Source organism: Pseudoalteromonas sp. S2721 (genome assembly GCF_005887425.1).
Taxonomy (GTDB): domain Bacteria; phylum Pseudomonadota; class Gammaproteobacteria; order Enterobacterales; family Alteromonadaceae; genus Pseudoalteromonas; species Pseudoalteromonas simplex.
Genome location: NZ_PNCZ01000012.1, coordinates 52,783 through 74,290, shown reverse-complemented (window position 1 = coordinate 74,290; position 21,508 = coordinate 52,783). Strand labels below are relative to the sequence as shown.

Annotated in this window: 9 protein-coding genes; 8 read left to right on the top strand and 1 reads right to left on the bottom strand. The window is 38.5% G+C overall.

From position 1 onward, the window contains the following. Nucleotides 1-60 precede the first annotated feature (60 nt). Nucleotides 61-1,479, bottom strand: a complete 1,419-nt coding sequence (locus CWC02_RS05600; RefSeq protein WP_054551768.1) for an MATE family efflux transporter — start codon at nt 1,477-1,479, stop codon at nt 61-63. Between the two features lie 233 nt (nt 1,480-1,712). Between CWC02_RS05600 and CWC02_RS05595 the strand changes: the two genes are divergently transcribed. From CWC02_RS05595 to CWC02_RS05560, 8 genes are all read left to right on the top strand, one after another. Continuing rightward, a complete protein-coding gene (locus CWC02_RS05595; RefSeq protein WP_054551769.1) occupies nt 1,713-2,366 on the top strand; it encodes an OmpW/AlkL family protein in 654 nt (217 codons plus the stop codon). Between the two features lie 327 nt (nt 2,367-2,693). Beyond that, nucleotides 2,694-4,907, top strand: coding sequence for a CapA family protein (locus CWC02_RS05590; RefSeq protein ID WP_138616943.1), 2,214 nt, complete (start codon nt 2,694-2,696; stop codon nt 4,905-4,907). A gap of 9 nt (nt 4,908-4,916) precedes the next feature. Next, entirely contained in the window at nt 4,917-6,827 is a 1,911-nt protein-coding gene (locus CWC02_RS05585; protein ID WP_138601489.1) for a hypothetical protein, read from the top strand. Continuing rightward, nucleotides 6,827-9,940 carry a poly-gamma-glutamate biosynthesis protein PgsC/CapC gene (locus CWC02_RS05580; protein WP_138616941.1) on the top strand — a complete coding sequence of 1,038 codons (3,114 nt, stop codon included), beginning with the start codon at nt 6,827-6,829 and terminating at the stop codon, nt 9,938-9,940. The genes CWC02_RS05585 and CWC02_RS05580 overlap by 1 nt, the downstream gene beginning before the upstream one ends. Beyond that, the gene (locus CWC02_RS05575; protein ID WP_138616939.1) at nt 9,927-12,191 is read left to right on the top strand and encodes a hypothetical protein; all 2,265 of its coding nucleotides are present in this window, start codon (nt 9,927-9,929) and stop codon (nt 12,189-12,191) included. The genes CWC02_RS05580 and CWC02_RS05575 overlap by 14 nt, the downstream gene beginning before the upstream one ends. Then, on the top strand, nt 12,181-12,927 hold the full coding sequence (locus CWC02_RS05570) for a hypothetical protein (protein WP_138616937.1): 747 nt from the start codon (nt 12,181-12,183) through the stop codon (nt 12,925-12,927). The genes CWC02_RS05575 and CWC02_RS05570 overlap by 11 nt, the downstream gene beginning before the upstream one ends. After that, nucleotides 12,912-17,189, top strand: a complete 4,278-nt coding sequence (locus CWC02_RS05565) for a hypothetical protein (protein ID WP_138616935.1) — start codon at nt 12,912-12,914, stop codon at nt 17,187-17,189. The genes CWC02_RS05570 and CWC02_RS05565 overlap by 16 nt, the downstream gene beginning before the upstream one ends. Next, a complete protein-coding gene (locus CWC02_RS05560; RefSeq protein ID WP_138616933.1) occupies nt 17,179-21,270 on the top strand; it encodes a poly-gamma-glutamate synthase PgsB in 4,092 nt (1,363 codons plus the stop codon). The genes CWC02_RS05565 and CWC02_RS05560 overlap by 11 nt, the downstream gene beginning before the upstream one ends. Nucleotides 21,271-21,508: the final 238 nt, after the last annotated feature.

Sequence of the window (21,508 nt, the reverse complement as noted above, 5' to 3'; positions counted from 1 at the left end):
ATCAGTTAGAAAGCTTATGTTATTACAACGAGAGATTATGACCGCAGTGTGAAACTTAAATTAATGATTTCCTTCTTCAATAAGGGTTTCTTGGGTTACCTTGGCAATGTCTTTGTCTTCTTTGGTTAATTGTGTTCGTTGCCAACGACCAGCTGCGAACCAAAGATAAGTAATAATCGCCACAAGTACATTCGTAATAGCAAACGAATACCAAATTCCCTGCGGTCCAAGAGAGGTATGCTTAGACAAAATATACGCGGCAGGAAATTGAATAACACATTGTGAAAGCAGTGACACAACCATCGCATTTAGCATGTTGCCTGAAGCCCTAAATGCAGCGACTACACAAAGCTGCACGCCTATTCCGCCCCAAGTTAAGCACATAACCCGAATGAACTCTGCACCACCCGCTATCACAGACTCATCATCAGGAATGAAAAAAGCCACCAAGTATTCAGCAAACAGATAAGCAACAACACCCACTATTGTCAGGCCCAGCAGTCCCCAAAGTGAGGCTAATCGTGTTATTTGTGCTGCACGCTGTGGATTTCCCGCCCCCATGTTTTGACCAACCAAAGTCGAAACAGCCATTGAAAGACCCATTGCCGGGATCATCACCATTTGTAAAATATTAGATCCAACACCATAAGAGGCAATCGTGTGCGTACCAAAGCTAGCTACCAAAAACGACATAATAATTAAACCAAAGGCTCGCGCAGAGAGTTCAACCGAGCCTGGCGCTCCTAAAAAGAAGGCTTGCTTCATATACTGCCAGTCTGGTTTAAAACTAGAGAGTTTAAGTTGAATGCCGTGACGCCCTCGCAAAAACACCCATACCCCGATTGCAGCCGCTAAACTTTGCGTGATAAGTGTGGCTAATGCAGCGCCCATTACGCCAAAACCCGAAAAGTCACCAAAACCAAAAATCAGTAAGGGGTCAAGCACAAAATTGAGTAACACAGTACCGCTTACAATATAGAGCGGCACCTTGGTTTGCCCTATACCACGCATTAATGCTTGAAACATGGCATAAATAAATACAAACACAACGCCGATAAAAGATACATGCATAAATTTAAGGGCATCACCAAACACTTGATCTTCAACACCTAATAAAGTCAGAAAATATGGTGAAAGCATATAGCCTATTAAGCCAAGTATGGTTGCGGTAATTGTCACCATTAACATAGTTTGGGCAGCAACGTGATTAACCTTATCTTGCTGACCCGCTCCCATGTATTGAGCGGATAAAATAGCGCCCGCCATTGCCAACCCAGAGCCAATAGCAATCACTAAAAAAGTGACCGGCATACTGACAGAAACGGCAGCTACTTGCTCTGCCCCTAAGCGGCCTACCCAAAATGCATCGGTCAGTTGATAAGCCGACTGCAAAATATTGATTAAGATGATCGGGATACCTAATTTAAGTAGCGCTTTTGAAATCGAGCCATGAAGAAATAAGTGCTGAGGATCAGCCATGCAAAACACCTAATAAGCAAATAACACCGTTAGTTTACCAGCCGCAACTGAATATAGAGTCAATAAGAGTCAATCTTTTTTTGATCTTCCCATTTAAAAACTTAATCTAAATCAAAAAATGGCTTCACTTAGTTCAAACATTTTTGAAACTTTGATCTAGAACAGGTTTTGTCCGCTGCAACTTAGTAATAATAGCCTCAACCAAATAAGACAAGTAGTTCGCGGAGAACAACATGAAAACTAAATTAAGCATTGCATTACTTACTTCACTATTAGCACTCTCTCCTGTTGCAAACGCAAACTTAAGCGTGAATGTAGGTGCAATTAATGTAAACCCTGATAACGACAGCTCAAAAATCAATGAAGCGCCAACGTTAGGACTTCGTGGCGATGACAATACCCAATTAGGTATTACGATTGATTACTCTTTTAATGACAACTGGGTTCTTGAATTAGTTGCAGCGACACCATTTAGCCATGATGTTCAAGGAACTGGTGGCTTAGCGGGCAATAAAATTGCCGATATTAAGCAATTACCACCATCACTAATCGCCCAGTACCACTTCTTAGACTCAACTTATAAGTTCCGTCCTTTTGTGGGTGTAGGTATTAACTATACAACCTTCTTTGATGAGAAACCTTCTGCGGCTTTAAAAGCAACATTAGGTACTGACGATGTAGAAGTGAAACTAGATGATTCATTTGGCTTTGCAGCTCAAGCTGGTTTTAACTACATGATGAGTGAAAACTGGGGCCTACATGGCATGGTTTCACTAATCGACATCGATACAGACGCAACAGTTTATGCTGACGGCGCAAAGGCATTAACTTCAACGGTAGAAATTGACCCAGTTGTTGCTATGTTCGGTGTTAAATACAAATTCTAACTTTCATTTTGTGAAAGCCCATACGCACAAAAAGGCCATTTAATGGCCTTTTTTTTCATCTTCATTTAGTCGATTACAAATTTATTCTTTAACTCTGACAGCATATTTGTTAAACCCTAGTAAACAAATTATATTTTTGAAAAAAAACATTTTTTTGAGCTAAACTTCAATTTAAGACGTATTTATTTTGCTAAATTTCAACGGACTAAGAAATATCTGAATTTTCAGAGCCAGCGGTTATTGTTCCCGATAACCAACAAAGATACAATATAGCAATAATAATATTGACCTATACAATGTAAAAAAAATGATAACGAGGCTTGCCTTTTGAAAAAGATTATCAACTATTTACTTATAATTTCATGTTTAACCTTAACAGCATGTAAAGTGAAAGACCCTGATGAAGATAAGCCGCAAGAGCAAAAGCAAGATTCCATCAGTGCTAGAGAAACTTTACTTGCTGGTAAGGCTGATTTATCCCTATCAGTGGTGGATGAGAGTAAAGCCAATTTAAGCAATGTTGTCATAAAAGTCGCAGGACAAAGCTACACATCAGATGCCAATGGCAAAGTTAACATTAGCGATTTGCCTTATGGTAACCATGCCTTAATGGTGCAACAAAACGGTTACTTTGCAAAAGCAGGGGTTATCGTTAATCAACCAAATTATGCAACTTCTCAAGTACAATTAGAAACAAAAGCTCAAAATAGTAAAAGCCTGATTTTTGCTGGAGATACTATGTTTGGACGCCGTTATTTAGATCCAAGCTTATCGACTATGGGAACAAACATCCCCGATGTTAAAAATGCACTTATTCGCCCTGAAACAGCTGGGGCAGATAGTGTTGCAATTACTGCCGATGTTGCTGAGCTATTTTTAAATGCAGACTTTGCTTCCGTTAACTTTGAATCACCAGTAACAAGCAATCCTAGTACCGTTCATCCAACAAAAGAGTTTAGCTTTTTTTCTTTACCTGATTCACTCCAAGGACTTTCAGCCATAGGCGTTGACTATTTGGGGCTCGGTAATAACCATGTGTATGACTATTTACAATCGGGTCTTGAAGACACACTTATAGAAGTAGCAAATGCGGGGTTCTTACACAGTGGTGCTGGAATAAATGACACTGACGCTCTTGCACCTGTGAATGCTAGTCTTGGGGACATTAACTTAACACTCTTTGCTGCAACCTCTATCACTGGAGATGAGCATGAATTTAATTATGTTGCAGAGCAGAGTAAAGGAGGAGCGGCAGATCTTACCAATGCAAATGCAGTAAATGATACTCTACAAGCTCTTGATACTAATAATTTTATAATTGCACAAATGCATGGCGGTGATGAATATAGTTACTCGCCAACAAGTTATATAGACGGTCGGTTCCAAGCTCTTTCTTCGCAAAATACTGATTTATTAATAGCTCATCACCCTCACGTTGCTCAGGGTTTTGCTGTTTATAATGATATTCCTGCAGTACTCGGCTTAGGTAACTTTGTGTTTGATCAACCTAGATTAGACACTCTATTAGGTGTTGCGGTGATGATTGACCTAAACGCAGACACACAAACAGTAAATCGTGCCTTTGCTTACCCTATTTACATTGAAGACTACAAGCCTCGTTTTACCACTGGCTTTTTAAGTAACTATTTAGTGCGCCGTCTAGCAGAGTTCTCAGATGACTCGGTAACGTTAATACCGCGTGACAATTATGCTGAAGTATATTTCTCTAAAGACCAAGCAACAAAGCGTACTTCACAAGTGACCGTTACACTCGATAGTAGCAGTGACATAATTGACTTACGTCAATATGCACCATCATCCGCTGCATACTTGTCTAATATTGAAGTGACTAGTGGTGAGCTTAGCAATAGTATTTTAGGCCGAGACATCATGGTATTCGGCGATTTCGAAGACTGGGATAACGACTCAGAAGCTTTTGAGGTAAGTCGCTGGGATCATACTAGTGATAGCGTTTTTCCTTGCACCGATAAACCCTACGCTGGGATTCAAGCTCTTTGCTCTAGCCGCGATGAGTTTGACAATACCCCTTCCATCATTCCTTTTAGACACACTATGCGAGTGATGGAATTGATTGACGAAAATGGGGCGCCATTATTGAGTAAAGATTTCTCATTATATGGCTACTTACAATCTGAGAATGGTGGCAAGCTAGAAAGCTTGTTGACTTATACAACCGAAATTGATGACCTTACTTTTTCGGAAAATGAAGTTGTTATCAGCAACGGAGGTGATAACTCGTGGCAAGTATTTAGCCATGATTTCAGCTTACCTTCTGACGACTTTACCCTTGGCCCAAAAAACTTACCGCCTCGTGGTATTAAGCTTCAATTTAGACAATATGCGCCAAGTAATGGCGAAGCAATAACGCGCTTAGACAATATCGCGATGATCACTTGGCAAAACCCAATCAGTCTTGAAAATAAGCAATGGCAAACCAGTAAAATGCATGGATTTGACTTTTTAAAAGTCTCTGCAAGTAATGATACGAGTATAAAGCTCACTTTCACTTTACTTGACTAAGGAGGAGTAGTGGCTGTATTTCAACAATTGTTACGATTGAGGCACCAACGTGCGTTTTGGTTAACAGTTAGCTTATTTGCGATTGTAATGTTCAGCAATTTACTGAACCTATTTCAGGCAAGTAATGCTTTTTTATACCAAGCACTTGAGCCATTAGGTCAAACACAGCAAACTAATATCGTATTAGTCAACAGTGATAATTTGAGCAATAATCACCAGCAGCTGGTAAGTAAACTTCATGATTATAAACCAAAAGCGATTATTGTCTTAGCCGATGAACCTTTGCAGCCCTTACCGATAGACAATGTATTCTATCCGTACTCAAACAAAAGCTATTGTGTCCCTCATGTAATTGCTTGGGCAACCTATCAGATTCAAATTCCTTCTCAAGAGGGTTTGAATTGCATAAGTATTTGGCAAGAAATATTTGATTATGAAAATAATCAAATAGCCTTGATTGACTTTAAGCTCGCCGTGGCCGCTTTACCAAAATTTAGTGCTCAAAGAGTGCTTAACTTTGATGTTATGAGTGAACAATTAGAAAATAAAGTCATCATTGTGGGTCAAAAAGCTTCCTCATTTAACGTGCAAATACACGCGCCAAAACTTAACGGCTTACATGACCCACTATTACTCACGGCTTACATGGCTGACAGTATTGATAAGAACACTGTAGTAACACTGCTAAAACCAACCTACTCTATTGTTATTGAATTAATTTTAGTGGTGGTTCTGCTTTTTAGTTTTCAGAAACTATCACTCTTTTACTCATTTTTCATTGCCTTCATGAGTATTTTTGTCTGGTGCACAATTGGTTATTTTTTCGTTGAATCAATGCAGATTTATATCCCAATAGGCCAGTACATTATACTTACCTTTATCACCCTTCTCTGGATCCTAGTTGTCCGCAAAGTAACAGAGGATGCAGAGCTTAATGTTGTGGTAAATAATATCCAACAAAAGATGATGGGACGCTTCATACCACAAAGCTTTATAGATCAAGCTTCGCCTTGGGACCCTATTATTCAGTTAATTAGTCAACAATTAGACTTAGAGAAATCAATTTTCCTTGCTCGCAAAGAAGATGATCACCGAGTTGTAGAAATTCGTGCAATGAATTGTAATTTAGATGACATACAAGAAATGCGCAGAGATTATCAACGAACGCCCTACAGTAATGCGTTAAAGTCATTGGGGATAGTGCAAATAACTCGACCTTTTTTTAAACATGTTAGTGCGAATGAAATTGAATTTATGGTACCGCTTGTTTATGCCGGTGATGTACGCGGTTTCTGGGCACTTTCAGTGATCCCAAATACGCAGTTCAATCAACAAGCCTTTGAAAAGAATGTTAATAGATTTGCTGCTCAAGTCGCTGAATTGCTATTCCATTACCATATTTTTAAAGCCACTGAGAGAAAAAATAAAACTCTAATTAACCAACTACTTAACTTGAGACTGCATGAGCCTACGAGCCAGCGAGTTAAGCGCTCTATTGATGAAATGGAGCAAAAAATGACAACTTTAGAAATGGTATTCAGCCACACTCGTTCTGCTAATATTTTGTTTAACTTATTTGGCCAAGTTATTCAGACGAATGCCGCATTAGAGCAATTTGCAAAACAACATCAAATTGCTGTCTTTGAGATGACTGCATTAGATCTATTATGCCGCTGTTGCAAACTGGATACTGAGGTTGCCAAGGGCAAACTTCGTTATGTGACGTTAAACAAAGCTGAGATAAGTTTACCTGCCAAACTTAATAACCGAAACTATACGCTAAGTATTAAAGCACTGAACACCGACAGTTCGCAAACTGCCTCAGGCGAACCATTTCAAGTATCAGGTATCTTATTTGAATTTATTGATAACCATGCTGTCATAGACGAGCAAGAAGCCACTAAAGAGGACCAAAGTTAATGGACTTTGTACTCGCGCTTTTTCCTGCAGGCACAGGCTTAGGCCAGTCTGTTATTACTACCGTATGGGTAGGTACTGCGGTCGTCTGCTTGTTAAATTTGCGTTTTGGTTTCCCTCTGACGGGGCTTGTTGTACCAGGCTACCTAGTCCCTTTACTGATTATTAGCCCAACCTCAGCTGCGGTTATTATTATCGAGGCAATCGTTGTTTATGCATTAATGCGCTTTAGTGCTCATTATATGATGGAAAAGTTTGGCTATGGAGAAATGTTTGGGCGGGATCGCTTTTTCGCCATAATCTTGCTTAGTATTCTTGTGCGTGTCTGCATGGACACATTGTTTTGGCCTTTAATTGCCGCTCAGTTAAGCCAATGGGATATTACTTTTGATTATGCATCTCAGCTTTATTCTTTAGGCCTTATTATTATCGCACTAACAGCGAACGTGATGTGGAACGGAGGGTTTAAGTACGGGCTTAAAGTAACTTTCATTCAATTACTTATCACTTTCTTGCTAGTTCGTTTTGTCTTAATGCCTTTTACTAATTTTAGTATTGCTAATTTGGGTATTATGTACGAAGCCGTTGCCGCTTCAATCATCGCGGCACCAAAAGCATATATCATACTAGTCATCACTGCATTTATTGCTTCCAGAGCAAATATAAAGTACGGCTGGGAGTTCAATGGAATAATGCTACCGGCATTACTTGCACTGCAATTAACACAGCCTTCAAAGCTTTTAACTTCTTTTATAGAAACGGCCGTTATTTTAATAATTGGTAGCTCATTGGTGCATTTTACTCGGCTAAGACATGCGAACATTGAGGGTGCCAGACTATTAATGTTCTTCTTCACTATAGGCTTTGTCTATAAGTTAATACTGAATTATGTCGTTGTTTGGTATTTTCCTACGCTAAAAGTGACAGACACATTTGCATTTGGCTACATGCTTGCAACTCTACTGGCACTAAAAATATATCAAAAGAATGCGCTTGGATTAGTAATCAGAGCAACATTTCAAACTTCGGTAATTGGCGGCATTTTCGCTATAACTGTAGGTTTCTTAGTGATGTTAGTGCCCTCTTTGCTGTCTAATCAGGATGTACATTCAGATATCGACAATCCACATGTCATCACCCTAAATCAACAAGTAAGCCAATATAAGAGCTACTTATACACAACTAGGACAGATAAAGTAACAGTCAGTAGTTATAAAGCTAATCAAGCAATTAATGATTTCAAGTATGCTGTTTACCAGTTAAATCAAGCACTTGAGAACAAGCAATCCATAGCAAAGTTTGGTTATTTATTTAGCGAGCTGGGTTTTTCGCTTGAAAGTGATGAGCAATATGTTTACTTGGTAGATACCTACGAAAGTCAGCAAAGAGGGCTATTTATTTTTAATAAAACGCCAAAGTCTCCTTTGTTGATAACTATTCCCTATCCAATTACAGAAAGTCTAGCGAGTGACTCTGCAAGCTTGATTTTTCAACATATGAATAATAAAGCAATGTTATTTGGCACTGCTAAAACGCCACAAAAGACGATTGCAACGGAAGATCAACAAAGCTTTTATTATCAAGCTTTCATTGACGCACTACAAAGTGACGAAATCTTACAAATTCGAGAAGCTAATCGCTTCACGGCAGCACTAGTTGAAAAGCCTTCTAATAAATTCGACAGCCAATATTGGATATATAACCAACTACCAACTTCAATTAGCCAAAGAGACATTCACCAATTTATAGGCAGTGAGGCAACTTATTTTGGTGCAGCAACACAAAGCAGTTTGCCAACAGCGAATTACTCGGGCTCTATGCTTGAACTATTTTTAGATAGTGCTAACTATACTAATATTTTGGCTAACATTTATCGCGATAACTATAAGTACAATACCCCCCAAATTAGCGTTATCAATGAAGAAATAAATACTATTGTTGACGAGTTTGCTTATCAAATTAGTAAAAAAGGTAGTTTTGAGTATCAACCTCTATCAGAAAGCCAAATAGCGCTGTGGGAGTATGAAGTTTTAAAGCCACTCTATAAATTAATTACACAGATAGGTAATGCCCCACTGACAGAAGACAAGCTTAATCAGTTAAAGCAAATCAATGGCACAACCGAACTACTTAACTATCAATTGCAACTAATCAACAATAGCAGTGGTCGATATCTATTGTTAAGCCCACTTAAAAATAATGAAGCACGCTCACAAGGACAAGGGCTTTACGCTTTTAAATTGACTGCTCATGAAGCTATCACACTCAGTGTACCAAGGCCTTTATTTGAAAGTAATACGCTGAGTTTTGCAGCTGAATTATTCTCCGAGGCAAACACTGCCAATTTATTAATTGCGGGGGCTCACCCTTATGCGCACCCTAAAGCTAATGTACTTGGGGCTGATAATATTGACTCTTTATTTAATGTTATTCATCAAAGCTATTTGCGCTTTACAGCTAATCAGCCTAGTTTACACATTCAAATCCGCAGCCATAGCGCGCCGTCATGGGTACGCCCAAATGCAATTGCATTCTCAGCTACGCGCATCAGCGATGTGGCCTCGCCACTAATGAAACAAATCGACGGAAAACTGAATAACTTAGGGGTTGAATATCAAGTAGTATCAGGACAAAAATCAACGCGAGGTCTTGAAATAGGCAGCTCACCTCAATCAGGATACCAACAATTTAATAGCAATAGTGAGCTGGCAACATTATGGCTGGCATCAGACTTTAAAGAACAATTTTCAATCGACCAAAACAGCGTATTGCAACGATTATTGGCAATATCTACCAATACAAAGGTAAAAACTATAAATCTGGCTACCTTGTCGCCACTAAACTGGCAAGCAATCTCGACTAAAGAAAAGCAACGAATTCAAACTCTCGTTAAAAACTATATAGCTCATCAGCGTTTAACATCATTAAGCGGTTTCTGCGAGCAAATTAAAGATTGCTCTTTACACACCATTAAGCTGGAAAATGCAGACAAGTACGCGCTTATGATTAAGTACAATAACGATATTGTGGCAATCTACAATCCAACCAATAACCAGCTTATTGATCTGAGCTTATTTAATAGCATTATGGCTGGAGGCGCATATGTACTTAATTAAACGCCTACTTGCTATTTTAGCAATCACAATTGCTTTAGTGGCACTTTTTTATTTCTCACGAAACATAATGGTATGGATCAACTCCGCTGAACCCATTGATGCGCGTACTAGTCAAGAAACACGTTCAAATGTTCAGTGGCTTAGTAGTCAAAAGCCACTACAGTTTACGTTTTCAAATCAACGTACTCACTCACTACGCATTTTATCAAATGCCGTGTTTGATCAGTCAGTTGTACTTGATCAACCGGTTAATTATGCAATTAAATATGTGCTATATGATCAAGAAGGAGATGTCATTTTAGACAAGGTTTACCATCATGCATCTAAATTGGTTACAAACTCGCAAGAGCAACAAGTAAAACAAATAATTGAAAACAAACAATCATTGAACGTCGCATCTGGTCAATCTTTTTATTTACCTATTAAAGATTACCCTAATGCTGCGAGCCTAGATTTAACCCTTATTCCTGAACAAACTAACCTACAGGGTGTGGTTGTTAGGGTCCACGCTAAAACTCCTGAGCAAAGTATTGATCCGCTTAACAGCTGGCTAAAGCGTCCTTTAGAAAGACGCAGACGAGCAACTGATTACCTTACTATGGGAGAAAATACTTTAACTGATGGAGAGATTAGAAATGCGATGGCCTTTTGGTGGCAAAAGATTGCACCACAGGGAATTCCTGACATAGATTTTAAATCAGACATATTGTATGAAAGTTTACCCTACAATGTAGTCACATATGACTTTAGTGAACAGCAACATGATCTAGGCTCTTATTTCACGAAACCGGGTCTTTGCGCGAGTATTCGCTTAGAGGAAACCGATAGCCTGATATTCAAAACAGACAAACAAGGGCTGCTTCCTTCGTTAATTTGGTATGACAAACTACAGTTTTCCCCTCCTTTACCTGTAAACTTTAGTGCAATAGACGAAGCTAATAGTTATCAAACTGAGCCTCTTAATCCGGGCTTAGTCACAATCTGCAGCGAAGATAATTTATTAACGCAATGGCGAACATTATCTGGTAATGCAATCTTAACTAGTTACTCAGGCAGTTACTTGGCTAACAGCCAATCCTCTGTCAGTTTTGATATTGAATCGCAAAGCCATTTAAATATTGAAGTTCGAGCTCTTGAGACAAGCCAACTAAATGTCACCTTGTTTGATGAAAGTAACGAGCAAATCGAGAGCTATTCTGTGACATTGAAAGGACAAGCTTCAGAGTTTGATCGTTTGATTGCCGAAAACACGCAACGTCAAGATGTTGGTATGTTAGTAACTTACTATTTGCGCTCGCCAAAGAATGCAAGGCGAGTCGAAGTCAAGGCAGATAAAGATGTCTATGTTCGTCTGAAATCCCGCTTTGCTGATTTTAACTACCAAAGAACCTTAACTCACGGCTTGGTGACAGAATCAACTACAAACTTTCATGATATCGCTGCGTGGTATGAACAGCGCGCCAATAATCATTATGAACTTACATTGATGGGGCACTTTTCGAATATTCGGACTTTCACGCCACCAGCAGAGTTAGATCCACAAGTCACATACTATCAATCTAGGGAACTATTTGATCAGCTACCAATTTCAAATGTAGCACTGACACTAAGCCCCAATAAGTACTATTTACCTAAACAACCCGCTCAGGTTTTTAACTACGGTATTTATAATAAGAATAATTATACGCCGTATATTAACTCTGAAGATAACAGCCTAATTTATCGTTTAAAGGGTAATAGTGCTAAAGAAGCTAATATGGCGGATTTATCTGTTTCACAACTACAGCAAATCCAAGACAGTTCTCGCTCAATGTATCAAAATTGGTATGGTAATCGGCCTTGGGTTAAACAACGCCTGTACCAACTAAATAAAAAGACTCCTCTAACACTCAGATTTGATAAGTATCAGCGCCCTATTAGTCTTGTTTTCAAAGTTGCTAAATCAAATAATAAGGCTCCCGTTGAACTTAGTGTCAAACAAAGAGCAAAATACAAGTCAGGACTCACAAGCGAATACAGTATTAAAAAGCAAAAATATCAGCTTTATCCATCTGAACTAATTAATGCTTTTTTGATTCACCCAAAGAATAGCCGACTGAATAGCTATCCAAGTGTCACGCACTTAGTATCAAGTGATATAGATACTTTACACTCAATAACAATCGAGTCATCAGAAACAATCTGGCTGTCTATTCTCGATGAATACCCTGCTCAAGAGCAAAAAGTAAGGTGGTGGAATAATGAAAATTAATGCTATGTTACTGGTTTTTTGCACTTTTATGGCGGCATGCAGTGCCGAGGAAATTAGCTTGTATGATTTAACAGAAGATTTTCATGCTTGGCTATTAAAACCGAACACTGAACTAACACACTTCAATTACAAGGATGGTGTTTTTAAAGCAAAAAAAACAATTACCTCCGGTGGCGAGATTCATTATAAGAAGACTGGTAATAACTGTATTGCTTATGCACCTCATCGCTATTTTGATAAACACACGCTAAAAATAGCCAAGGCAGTGTTTGCTGAATGTCAGGTGTTACTCACAAATTCAAAACATAGAAATACCCTTGATCAAAGTAATAATAAACTCGATTTTGGCAAATACAAAGTTAGTAGTGCGAATGCATTTATTCTTGCCTATGCTAAGACTGTAGAGTCTTTTTCTATTTATCAGGTACATGGGTTTGCAAAGGAAAAGCGAAAAACTTTACAAGGGCGTAATGCAGATATCATTGTTAGCAATGGCTCTAAAACACCGTCAAAAGCAACTGTAAAAATATCTGAATGTTTAAATAATCAAGTAGGCTCTAATGTTATGCTATTTGGTCGTGATGTTTTTGAGCTCGGAGGGACAAAAAATATACTTACCGACATGGCGCCTGTTAATAGCCAGTTTTTTCATATCGAGTTAAGCCGTCAAATGCGTGAGCGTTTAATAACTAATAGCCAACTTTTAAAGCAGTTTAGCCAATGCCTTATATCATAATAGCCTTAGTCACTTTTACATTATTCAGCATCAACATGGTGTATGCTGCTAAGCCTGAGCATGCGGTTCTTGAGCCCCCTATTTGGTTACAAACCACGCCAAAACTGGCCCCTTTAACGTCTACTCAAGAGTTGCAATTTGATGCCAAGCAGCATCAGTATTTATGGCTACCAGAAGGCCATTGGCTTGAGATAAATCCCGATTTATTAAATCAATTTATTATCAGCGCCGGAAACACACAATACATTCAGCAGCGTTTACAAGTTCATCGGGATCTACTTTGTAATTCGAAACGATGCCAGCTTCCGGCAACAGGCCATAATCGTATAATTGCCATTCAGAATCACCTTGACGAAAGCGCTAGCTTTAGGGCTCTTGTCGGTCACTATCAAGCAAAAAGAGATAGTTTTCGACGTGCACTCAAGCTAGCAAAACCATCTGTTTTATTGACCACACAGCAAGGCAATGAGCGTTATTATCAACTGCAAAAAGATGAAGAAGTTACGCTGTTTTTTCCTGCAGCAAAAAAATTAAAGCTATCTGTTAGGCAGAATATGCAACTTCCTGATCGAAACGGTGTTGTGTACGCCTATGTTGATAACGTTTTAACAGCAAAAGTGAATACGATTAATAGTCTTGCTGTTGAATATTCAGATAAGAATGTTGGTTTAGTTAACTCAGATTATTTGGCTATCGACGCAGGCCAATACCTAACCATTAAAAGCGCAACAAATTCACTGGTTAAAATAGAGCAAAGCCACCGCGCAATTTATGATGATGGTGCAGCCGCAAAAGAACAAGAAAAGCAACTAATGCCATATTGGCTAAATACTGCCAATGATCATTTAAAATCAATTTACCAAGAGCACTCGTTGGGGCCGTTAAGTAACACTGTTTTTTCTGAAAATGACCCGCTTAACGTAAAGCGATACTATAATTTGCTTTCGATGATGAGCATCGATTCACAACTTGTTGGCAGCTATCGAAACCAATTGCCTGTAGAAAGTAAAAGTGAAACCATAACCGAGCTTGCTGAGCTGCGTTTAGTCGATCACCATTTTTACCCTCGTATCAATCATCAGACTAGACTTTTAACATCTCTGTCTCAATCTGCACAAGTGTTTGACTTAACAGTAAAAGAACGAGCTACGCCTTGGCTTACCCTAATTGCAAAAAGTAACAATGACACACAATTAAAATTCACCGCAGGTGAGCAAAGCTGGCTAGTTAACCTGAAAGCGACAGAACACTTTCAAACATTAACACTCTCTGTGCCTTTAAAAGAAAAATCACTTTCTATACAAGCACTTAAAAACACAACGGAACATGTTGATTTTGCACTATACGCAAGAACTCTAGCTGATATCCCCATGGATGAAGTACTCTACCAGCAGCCGAACAAGTTAAGTGCAAAGAGCCCTACCACAGAGCTGATTATTAAAAACTACTTGCACAAGCAGCATGCAGACTATTTAGCATCAATTGAACCTTATACACCCGCACAGCAGCAATTAAACATAACAGATTGGGAACAGCTGCTAATGACTGCTAATGATTTAGCAGAATCTGCGCCATTGGATGCCCTTCGCTTTTTGAAAAAGCTAAGCCAGCATAGTAACCATCAAGTAGCGGAAAAAGCATGGCAAGCAAGAATTGATATTTTGAGGCAGCAAAAACAATTCCATTTAGCAAATAGCTATCTAGAAGGTTTATACAAAAGTGCAAAACAGGCTCAATTGCAGCATTTTGCAAGTTTAGAGTTGATTAAAATTTACCAAGAGCAGCATCAAGACTACAAGCTATTTGCCTTGTGCGCTGGTAATTTATCGTCAATTTCCAATTGTAGAAAAATCTTGATCAGGCTTGCTGTTAAACAGCAGAAAAATCGTTTAGCGACGTGGCTAGCTCATCAGTCTGATCAGCAAAACATCGCAGAACCAAGTTTCGCAGCACTAAATTTTCAAAGTTTGGTTTCAAATACTAAACAAAATGACCCTTTATACCACTTAGTAACAGCAGAGCAAGCTGTACTTATTGATGGACAAGGCAAAATACAAAATACCGTGCTAAGTGATAAGAAACCGTGGAAATTTACTGCTACGCACCCTATTCATTTAGCGATCAAAGCTCGGGTAGCTGCGAAACAAAATGGTGAATATCAAACGGCTTGGCTAAAAGCCGATAGCCAATATCAGCATAAATTGATGCCAATTTTTAGTGATATTCCAGCAAATATTCAGTTTATAGATAATCAGCAACTAGCATCTATATCGGCAACCTTAATTATAAGCTTGCAAGTCGGAGAAACTCTGACTTTGAGCGCTGATCATATGACATATCTTGATGTAAGCCTGCTCCCTAATGATTTAGTTTCTCAATTTGACTACCAGTCTGATGCTGCCAATAACCTGACTGCAATAGACTTTATGTCATTAGTTTATTCACCTACCGCATCACAGTATGACTTATTAATTAATGGCTTATACCAATTAAGCAAAAGGCGTTTAAACGACAATCAATACACTCAGCTACTGCAACGTCTAGAGACCTTACCAGCAACAGCTAGATCGACCTTCATTCAGAATAGAATTGAAAGTTTTGGTCAGTGGCAACCTATTGAAAGCATGCTAGATTATGCTGGAACTCGACTATTTAAAATGCAAGCTCCTGCACAAAGTAGCTTTGCTGATCGTTTTACCTTGCTTAACACCCAGTCTGCGTCAGAGCAAGGGTTACAGTTACGACCATTCCATACTTTGCATATTGATCTAGCTCAAACTGCTGGACAACAAATCCGTTTTAAATTTCACTTCTCTACTGCAGAGTTAGCACGAGACAATGTCGCAAATGTTTCACTTCGCCTAGCTAATGAACTGAAAACCTGGTCAGTTTCACAACAACAAAGTGTGCCATTTACTTTTACTAAGCAAGAGCTCGATAACAACATAATCAGTATTAGATGGCTCAACCCTTACCTATCACAATACTTAACAATAGAAGCAGAACAATATCTAGCCGGAAAATGGCAGCACTTAGAGCTACCAACCAAGTTATTATTCTACACGGTAATACCGGACACACCGCTAATTGCAACTTTATCGGCCGACAGGCTAATCAAGTTGGAAGAAATCGACGAACAAAGACGAACAGAACGTCGCTTTTTCCATCCTGCAGGAAAAATCGAAGTTAAAGCTGAAAAGTTGGAATATGTCCGCCTATACAGTTGGCAGTTAAGCGAACATAACAATAAAATTTCTGCTTACTCGCAGACTAAAGCTGCCCTGCCAGAGTTGATCACCTATCAAGCGCCTGAAAAAGTAGAAATCGTTAAGGAGCAAACAGAACTACACGCAGATGAACTCAACTGGCAAGTTTTTGCTCGTTATGATCAACAGCAAATTTTTCAAAGCGCTGAAGATATTCCCACCCGCGAAGAAACTGATATTGGCGCTAGAATTCGGATAAATGATGATAATCAATGGTATCAGTTAGAGGGATATTACTCATTCAGTGATACGCAAACTGATATTATTAATTTAAATGGATATTACTCTTGGGAGGATGAAACAACGCCTTGGTATATTGATAGCCAAATTAATAGTCGCTGGCAAATGAGCCGAGAGCAATTTGATAGTCAATACGCGATTGATGCCAGCATTAGTATTGGCCAAATATGGCGACAAGACTCAGTGCATCGCCATCAATGGCAAATAACTCCTTATGTTCGCTACAGCAGCGCTGATTTAGCTGACTACCTCGCTGATGATAAGCTTAACTCAGGTATTTTTAATTTTTACAGAGAAAATCATTCATCTGGTTGGTTAGGGCTCTACCAATATAGATATCAACCCTGGGTCGATAACTACCTTAATTTTGGTGTTTCTTCCGGTTCTAATGATGATTGGAGCAGCTTGGATTATTTACGTTTTAACTCTAGTTGGAATCAATATTATGAAGGCCATATTTTCCAGGTGGGGCTAGATAGTTATTACCGCTTCGCTGATGAACATCGTGCTACTGCCACATGGCAATATATCTCTCGCTTTGCATGGCAAAAGCAGATTGACTTAGGGGGCTTCTCACAAGGCTGGCTTAAAGTAAGCTGGCAACAAGATTGGGTTTGGAATAACCACAATATTAGTGTTGAGTTTTCATCTGGCAATAACTTGCATACGGGCTTTGCTCCCTATGCACACGATGAAATTATTTTTCCAACACTTCAACTTAACCATTTGTTAGAGCTGAGTGACTATGAGCAGTAAAGTTTTAAAAGAGCGCCTTGAGTCTCTACTATTTGCCGATATAGCCAATTTTTGGTTAGACCTTTATCGCCAAAAGTATAAGCAACTCGTTAACGAATTAAGTGAGTGGGAGCTCATAAAGAACCAGCCAGATGATAATGACGAAGATGATTGGTTGTTACTTCAAGCTATTGCTTTTTTAACTCACAAAATTGATAAGCTGCAAAACCAATTAACCAAACTTGATGGCGATCATCGTCGCTTTGTTGAGCGTTTGAGTCATGCGGAATTAAAAGCCGAGAGGCAATTTCATATCCTTGATTATGCAAAAACATTAGGGGCAAGTGAGTTGCAACTGCAAAAGGATCAAGATGCTTTTCAGCGTTGGTTTGATGAAGGGGCAATGATTAATCGTTACCAAGATAAAACCTCTGAACTTGAGCAATCATTAAAGTTTTTGATAGGAAAGCTCGGTGATTTAACAAACCGTTATTTACGTAATCACCAAAATGACATGGCTCAGTCATGGTTAAGGCTCGATTTAGAAGGCTTCTTTTTAAACCTACTAGAAAAAACAGACAATGAAGCAACACGAAACTCATTATTTAGAGCGTTAGCTAATCAGGTAAATTTGCTTAATGAATATGTCGAAGATCCTGAGTTTAATGCAGATTTAGTTGAAAACTTACTACAGTCATTAGAGAAGCCAACAACACCACACGCAGCAAAAGTCGATATTTTAGAAATACTAATTAATCTTAGACCCACTTTTACTCGCTACTTTATGCGCTCTCATATTGATCTGGACGTTGATAAAAACGGCAAAGTAGATCGCCAGCAGTTATTTTTAATTACTTCATTTGCCAAAATCATCAGCAAACAGTTTTCCTTAAATGAGGCAAACCGTAAACTGATTTTTTTGCTTGCTAAACATGCTTACCCTCGTGTTCGTCAAAGTGTTATAGAGCAATGTTCCGTTTTGCCTTGGTCATGTGTAACCAATTTACTCAATGAGCGGATGCAACTTGAAAACAGCCCAGCTGTAAGACTAACATTAATTAAACAGTTATCAGACCCGCGCTTTAGTGAACAGCAATTAGGCTTTAAGTTATGGCAACAACTCCTTGAGGAAACTGATAACTTTGCAGAACAACGTCTATTACTTGAACTCACTCCGAGGATCATGTTTAACCTTCAAGTTGATAATGATAATCATGACTATACTCAAGATATATTTAAAGCGTTTATAAATGTATTAAACCGACAACTTGAAGAAAAAACTAACCTTGCAGTAAAACGTATTATTAGCCGTGTTCGAGAGCAGTTAGTCAGTTTTATGCATCAGCAACAAGTTGCACAATTAGAGGTGAGCTTAAGTTCAGACACATCCATTGACTGTAAAGAAGTAGATGAAGATTTGCTTGGCCGACTACTAAGTAAACAAGCTCAGCATTATGAAGCGTTCAATGTTATCCTGAAGAAAAAGTCATGGCAGGTGCAATTGGGTTATAAGCGTGGCTTTAGAATCTGGCGCTTATGGCATGAATTTAAGAACCCTAGTACCGGAAAAAGACAAAGCTATAACCATTTACAGGCCAGAAAGCCTAGTGCATTTATGCATGTACCAAGTTGTACTGTTGCAGAGATAAGCCAGACAGAAGTACCCGGTGAGCCTCGTTTTGATGAGTCTCAATTTAGCTCACGACCACACTTGCCATTACTTGATTTCTTATTAAGTACCTTGTCTCAAGATAATTTAAAAGCGCCAGCTAAATCCTATACCCCTGATGGCATTTTGATAGCTTCACCACCAACAAGTTTATTTAAGCGTTTATATGCATACTGTTGGATTTCATTGAACTACGAAAAATTGAATGAGTTACGAAATGGTACTGAAGTAGAACAACAACACTACCTAGAGAACATTCGCAGTAAGGGCTTTACGCTAGACTTCCAACCATATGGAATGTTGTTTGATGTAGCGTTTCCTGTCGAATCAGGTATTGCTAACCTTTATAAAAAGCTCGCAATTACACCCTTTATTTTTAACATTGGGTCAAGCTTTAAAGAGTATGCGTATTCAATTTACCAAAACAGCATTGGTCAGCTAATATTTTTTGTCATTAGCTTTATCGCTTACTTTTGGGCGAGACATATAAAAATCAGCCGTCAGATTCAATCTGACAGAGCACTTATTCCTGTATCAATTGGCGGCTGGGGAACACGTGGGAAATCCGGAACAGAACGCCTTAAAGCGGCCCTTTTTAGCAGCTTAAGTCTAAAAGTAGTAAGTAAAACAACGGGCTGTGAAGCTACGATGATTTATGCAAGGGCAAGTGGTGAGCAGTTTGAAATCCCATTATTTCGTCCATTCGATAAAGCCAGTATTTGGGAGCAAGGAGATGTTTTGCACTTTGCTAAGAATGTAAAAGCAGACGTATTTTTGTGGGAATGTATGGGGCTCACACCACGTTATGTGCGTATTCTTCGCAACTGGATGAAAGACAATTTCTCAACCATAACAAATGCCTACCCAGACCATGAAGATATACTCGGTCCAACAGGTATCGATGTTGCAAACGAAACCAGTCACTTTATTGGCGAGAATAGCTTAGTATTTACCAGCGAACAAAATATGGCTCCTATTTTAGACGTCAATGCCAAGCAGAAGAACTCAAGTTTGATCCAGGTGCATTGGGCCGATGGCTTGCAAATTACAGACGATATACGTTCTTTATACCCGTACCAAGAACATCCAGCTAATATTGCGCTAGTTTGTAAAATGGCACAGCATATTGGCTTAAGTAAAGACTATGTTTACAAAGAAACATCGGCCAGAATCATTCCCGATATTGGTGTTTTACAACATTTTGAAAAAGCTAAAGTGGGTAAAGTAGAACAATCATTTATTAATAGCATGTCAGCAAATGAACGTTTAGCAACGTTAGAGAATTGGCAACGGTTAGGGATCTATGATTTAAATGACAACCCCAAAAAACAGGTTATTGCTTTAATCAATAACCGAAATGACCGTGTGGCTCGCTCAAAAGTGTTTGCAGATATTTTAAGTCACGATTTGCGTTTCGATAAAATAGTTGTAATTGGTACAAACGTTGATGGGTTTTATAGCTACTTTATTAACGCACTCATTGAGCGATTAGATAAAATTATTGCTAATAATGATCTAGAAGAATTTAATAAACTTTTATCTCAGTTCAACTTTTTAACTGAAGAACAATTAATTGCTCGTTTGAGCGACGCATACGATCTAACTCTTGCTAATAAGCTCATAAAATTAAACGGCGACTCGCTTAAGAAATCTAATATTAACGCTCTTTTGAAAGATGCTACCGGTAACTCAAATGAGGCCGAAGCATCAGCTATTTTACAAAATCTATTTGTTTATCAACAACGTCTAACATTAGAGTTGCTTAAGCAAGATATCGTTAACAATAGCGAAAAGCTAAAAGAGGTTATTGTAAATACAATAAAATCTAACGTTGTGTTACATGAAAACAGTAGTTTATCTGCTGATGAACTAACGCGGTCAATTGCCCAATTAGGTTTAGTAAATAACCATCAAGTTATTGTTGGTATGCAAAACATTAAAGGCGCTGGCTTGAACTATGTTTACGCTTGGCAGCAGTGGCAGCGAATAAACCATACTCTTGAACATCTATTTGACCAACAATGTACAGCTAAGGAGTTCAGAACAGCACTAACAAACCTCAACATGATTGTTTCCTTTAATAGGTTAGAAGTGGCCACATTAAAACAACATTTGAGCACATTGAAAAAAATGCACTTGGCGCAGAATGAGTTCTGCCAAGCAGAAATCACTAATCTACTTGAAAAACTTGAGGCATATAGTTCTGAAGATAACATTGAGAAACAGCAAGCATTGCCTATTCAATATTTAAATCAAGTGGTTGAGTCATTTCTTGATGCAGGAGCAGCTGTTAAACGTAAGAAAAGAGCAAATCAAATTTATAAAGATATAGCTGATCAGCGAATTACCTTAGAAAAGGCGATAAAAATATTAGGCAAATTAAGCCGCAATCAAAAATCAGGTTGGTTTGCTAACAAATCTAAACCCAATTAACTTTTAACCTAGCATAAAAACGCAAGGTAATCCAAAAGGATTGCTTTGCGTTTTTTATTATTTTCCCATCGAAAAATCAGAATTTTCCTACAAACTAAATTCTTATTAAAAATCAAATGATTAATATAAATAATTAAAAAAGTATAAATTTAGATCTATTCCCTATTTGATAAACACCAGCAAAAAACAGTAAAATGATATTATTAAATATTAATTTTATGTTAACAACTTCGGAGAC

Excerpts from the sequence above, each read along its gene's own strand:
- CWC02_RS05560 (WP_138616933.1), top strand. The coding sequence starts at position 17,179 with ATGAGCAGTAAAGTTTTAAAAGAGCGCCTTGAGTCTCTACTATTTGCC.
- CWC02_RS05600 (WP_054551768.1), bottom strand. The coding sequence starts at position 1,479 with ATGGCTGATCCTCAGCACTTATTTCTTCATGGCTCGATTTCAAAAGCG.
- CWC02_RS05575 (WP_138616939.1), top strand. The coding sequence starts at position 9,927 with ATGTACTTAATTAAACGCCTACTTGCTATTTTAGCAATCACAATTGCT.
- CWC02_RS05595 (WP_054551769.1), top strand. The coding sequence starts at position 1,713 with ATGAAAACTAAATTAAGCATTGCATTACTTACTTCACTATTAGCACTC.
- CWC02_RS05570 (WP_138616937.1), top strand. The coding sequence starts at position 12,181 with ATGAAAATTAATGCTATGTTACTGGTTTTTTGCACTTTTATGGCGGCA.
- CWC02_RS05580 (WP_138616941.1), top strand. The coding sequence starts at position 6,827 with ATGGACTTTGTACTCGCGCTTTTTCCTGCAGGCACAGGCTTAGGCCAG.
- CWC02_RS05565 (WP_138616935.1), top strand. The coding sequence starts at position 12,912 with ATGCCTTATATCATAATAGCCTTAGTCACTTTTACATTATTCAGCATC.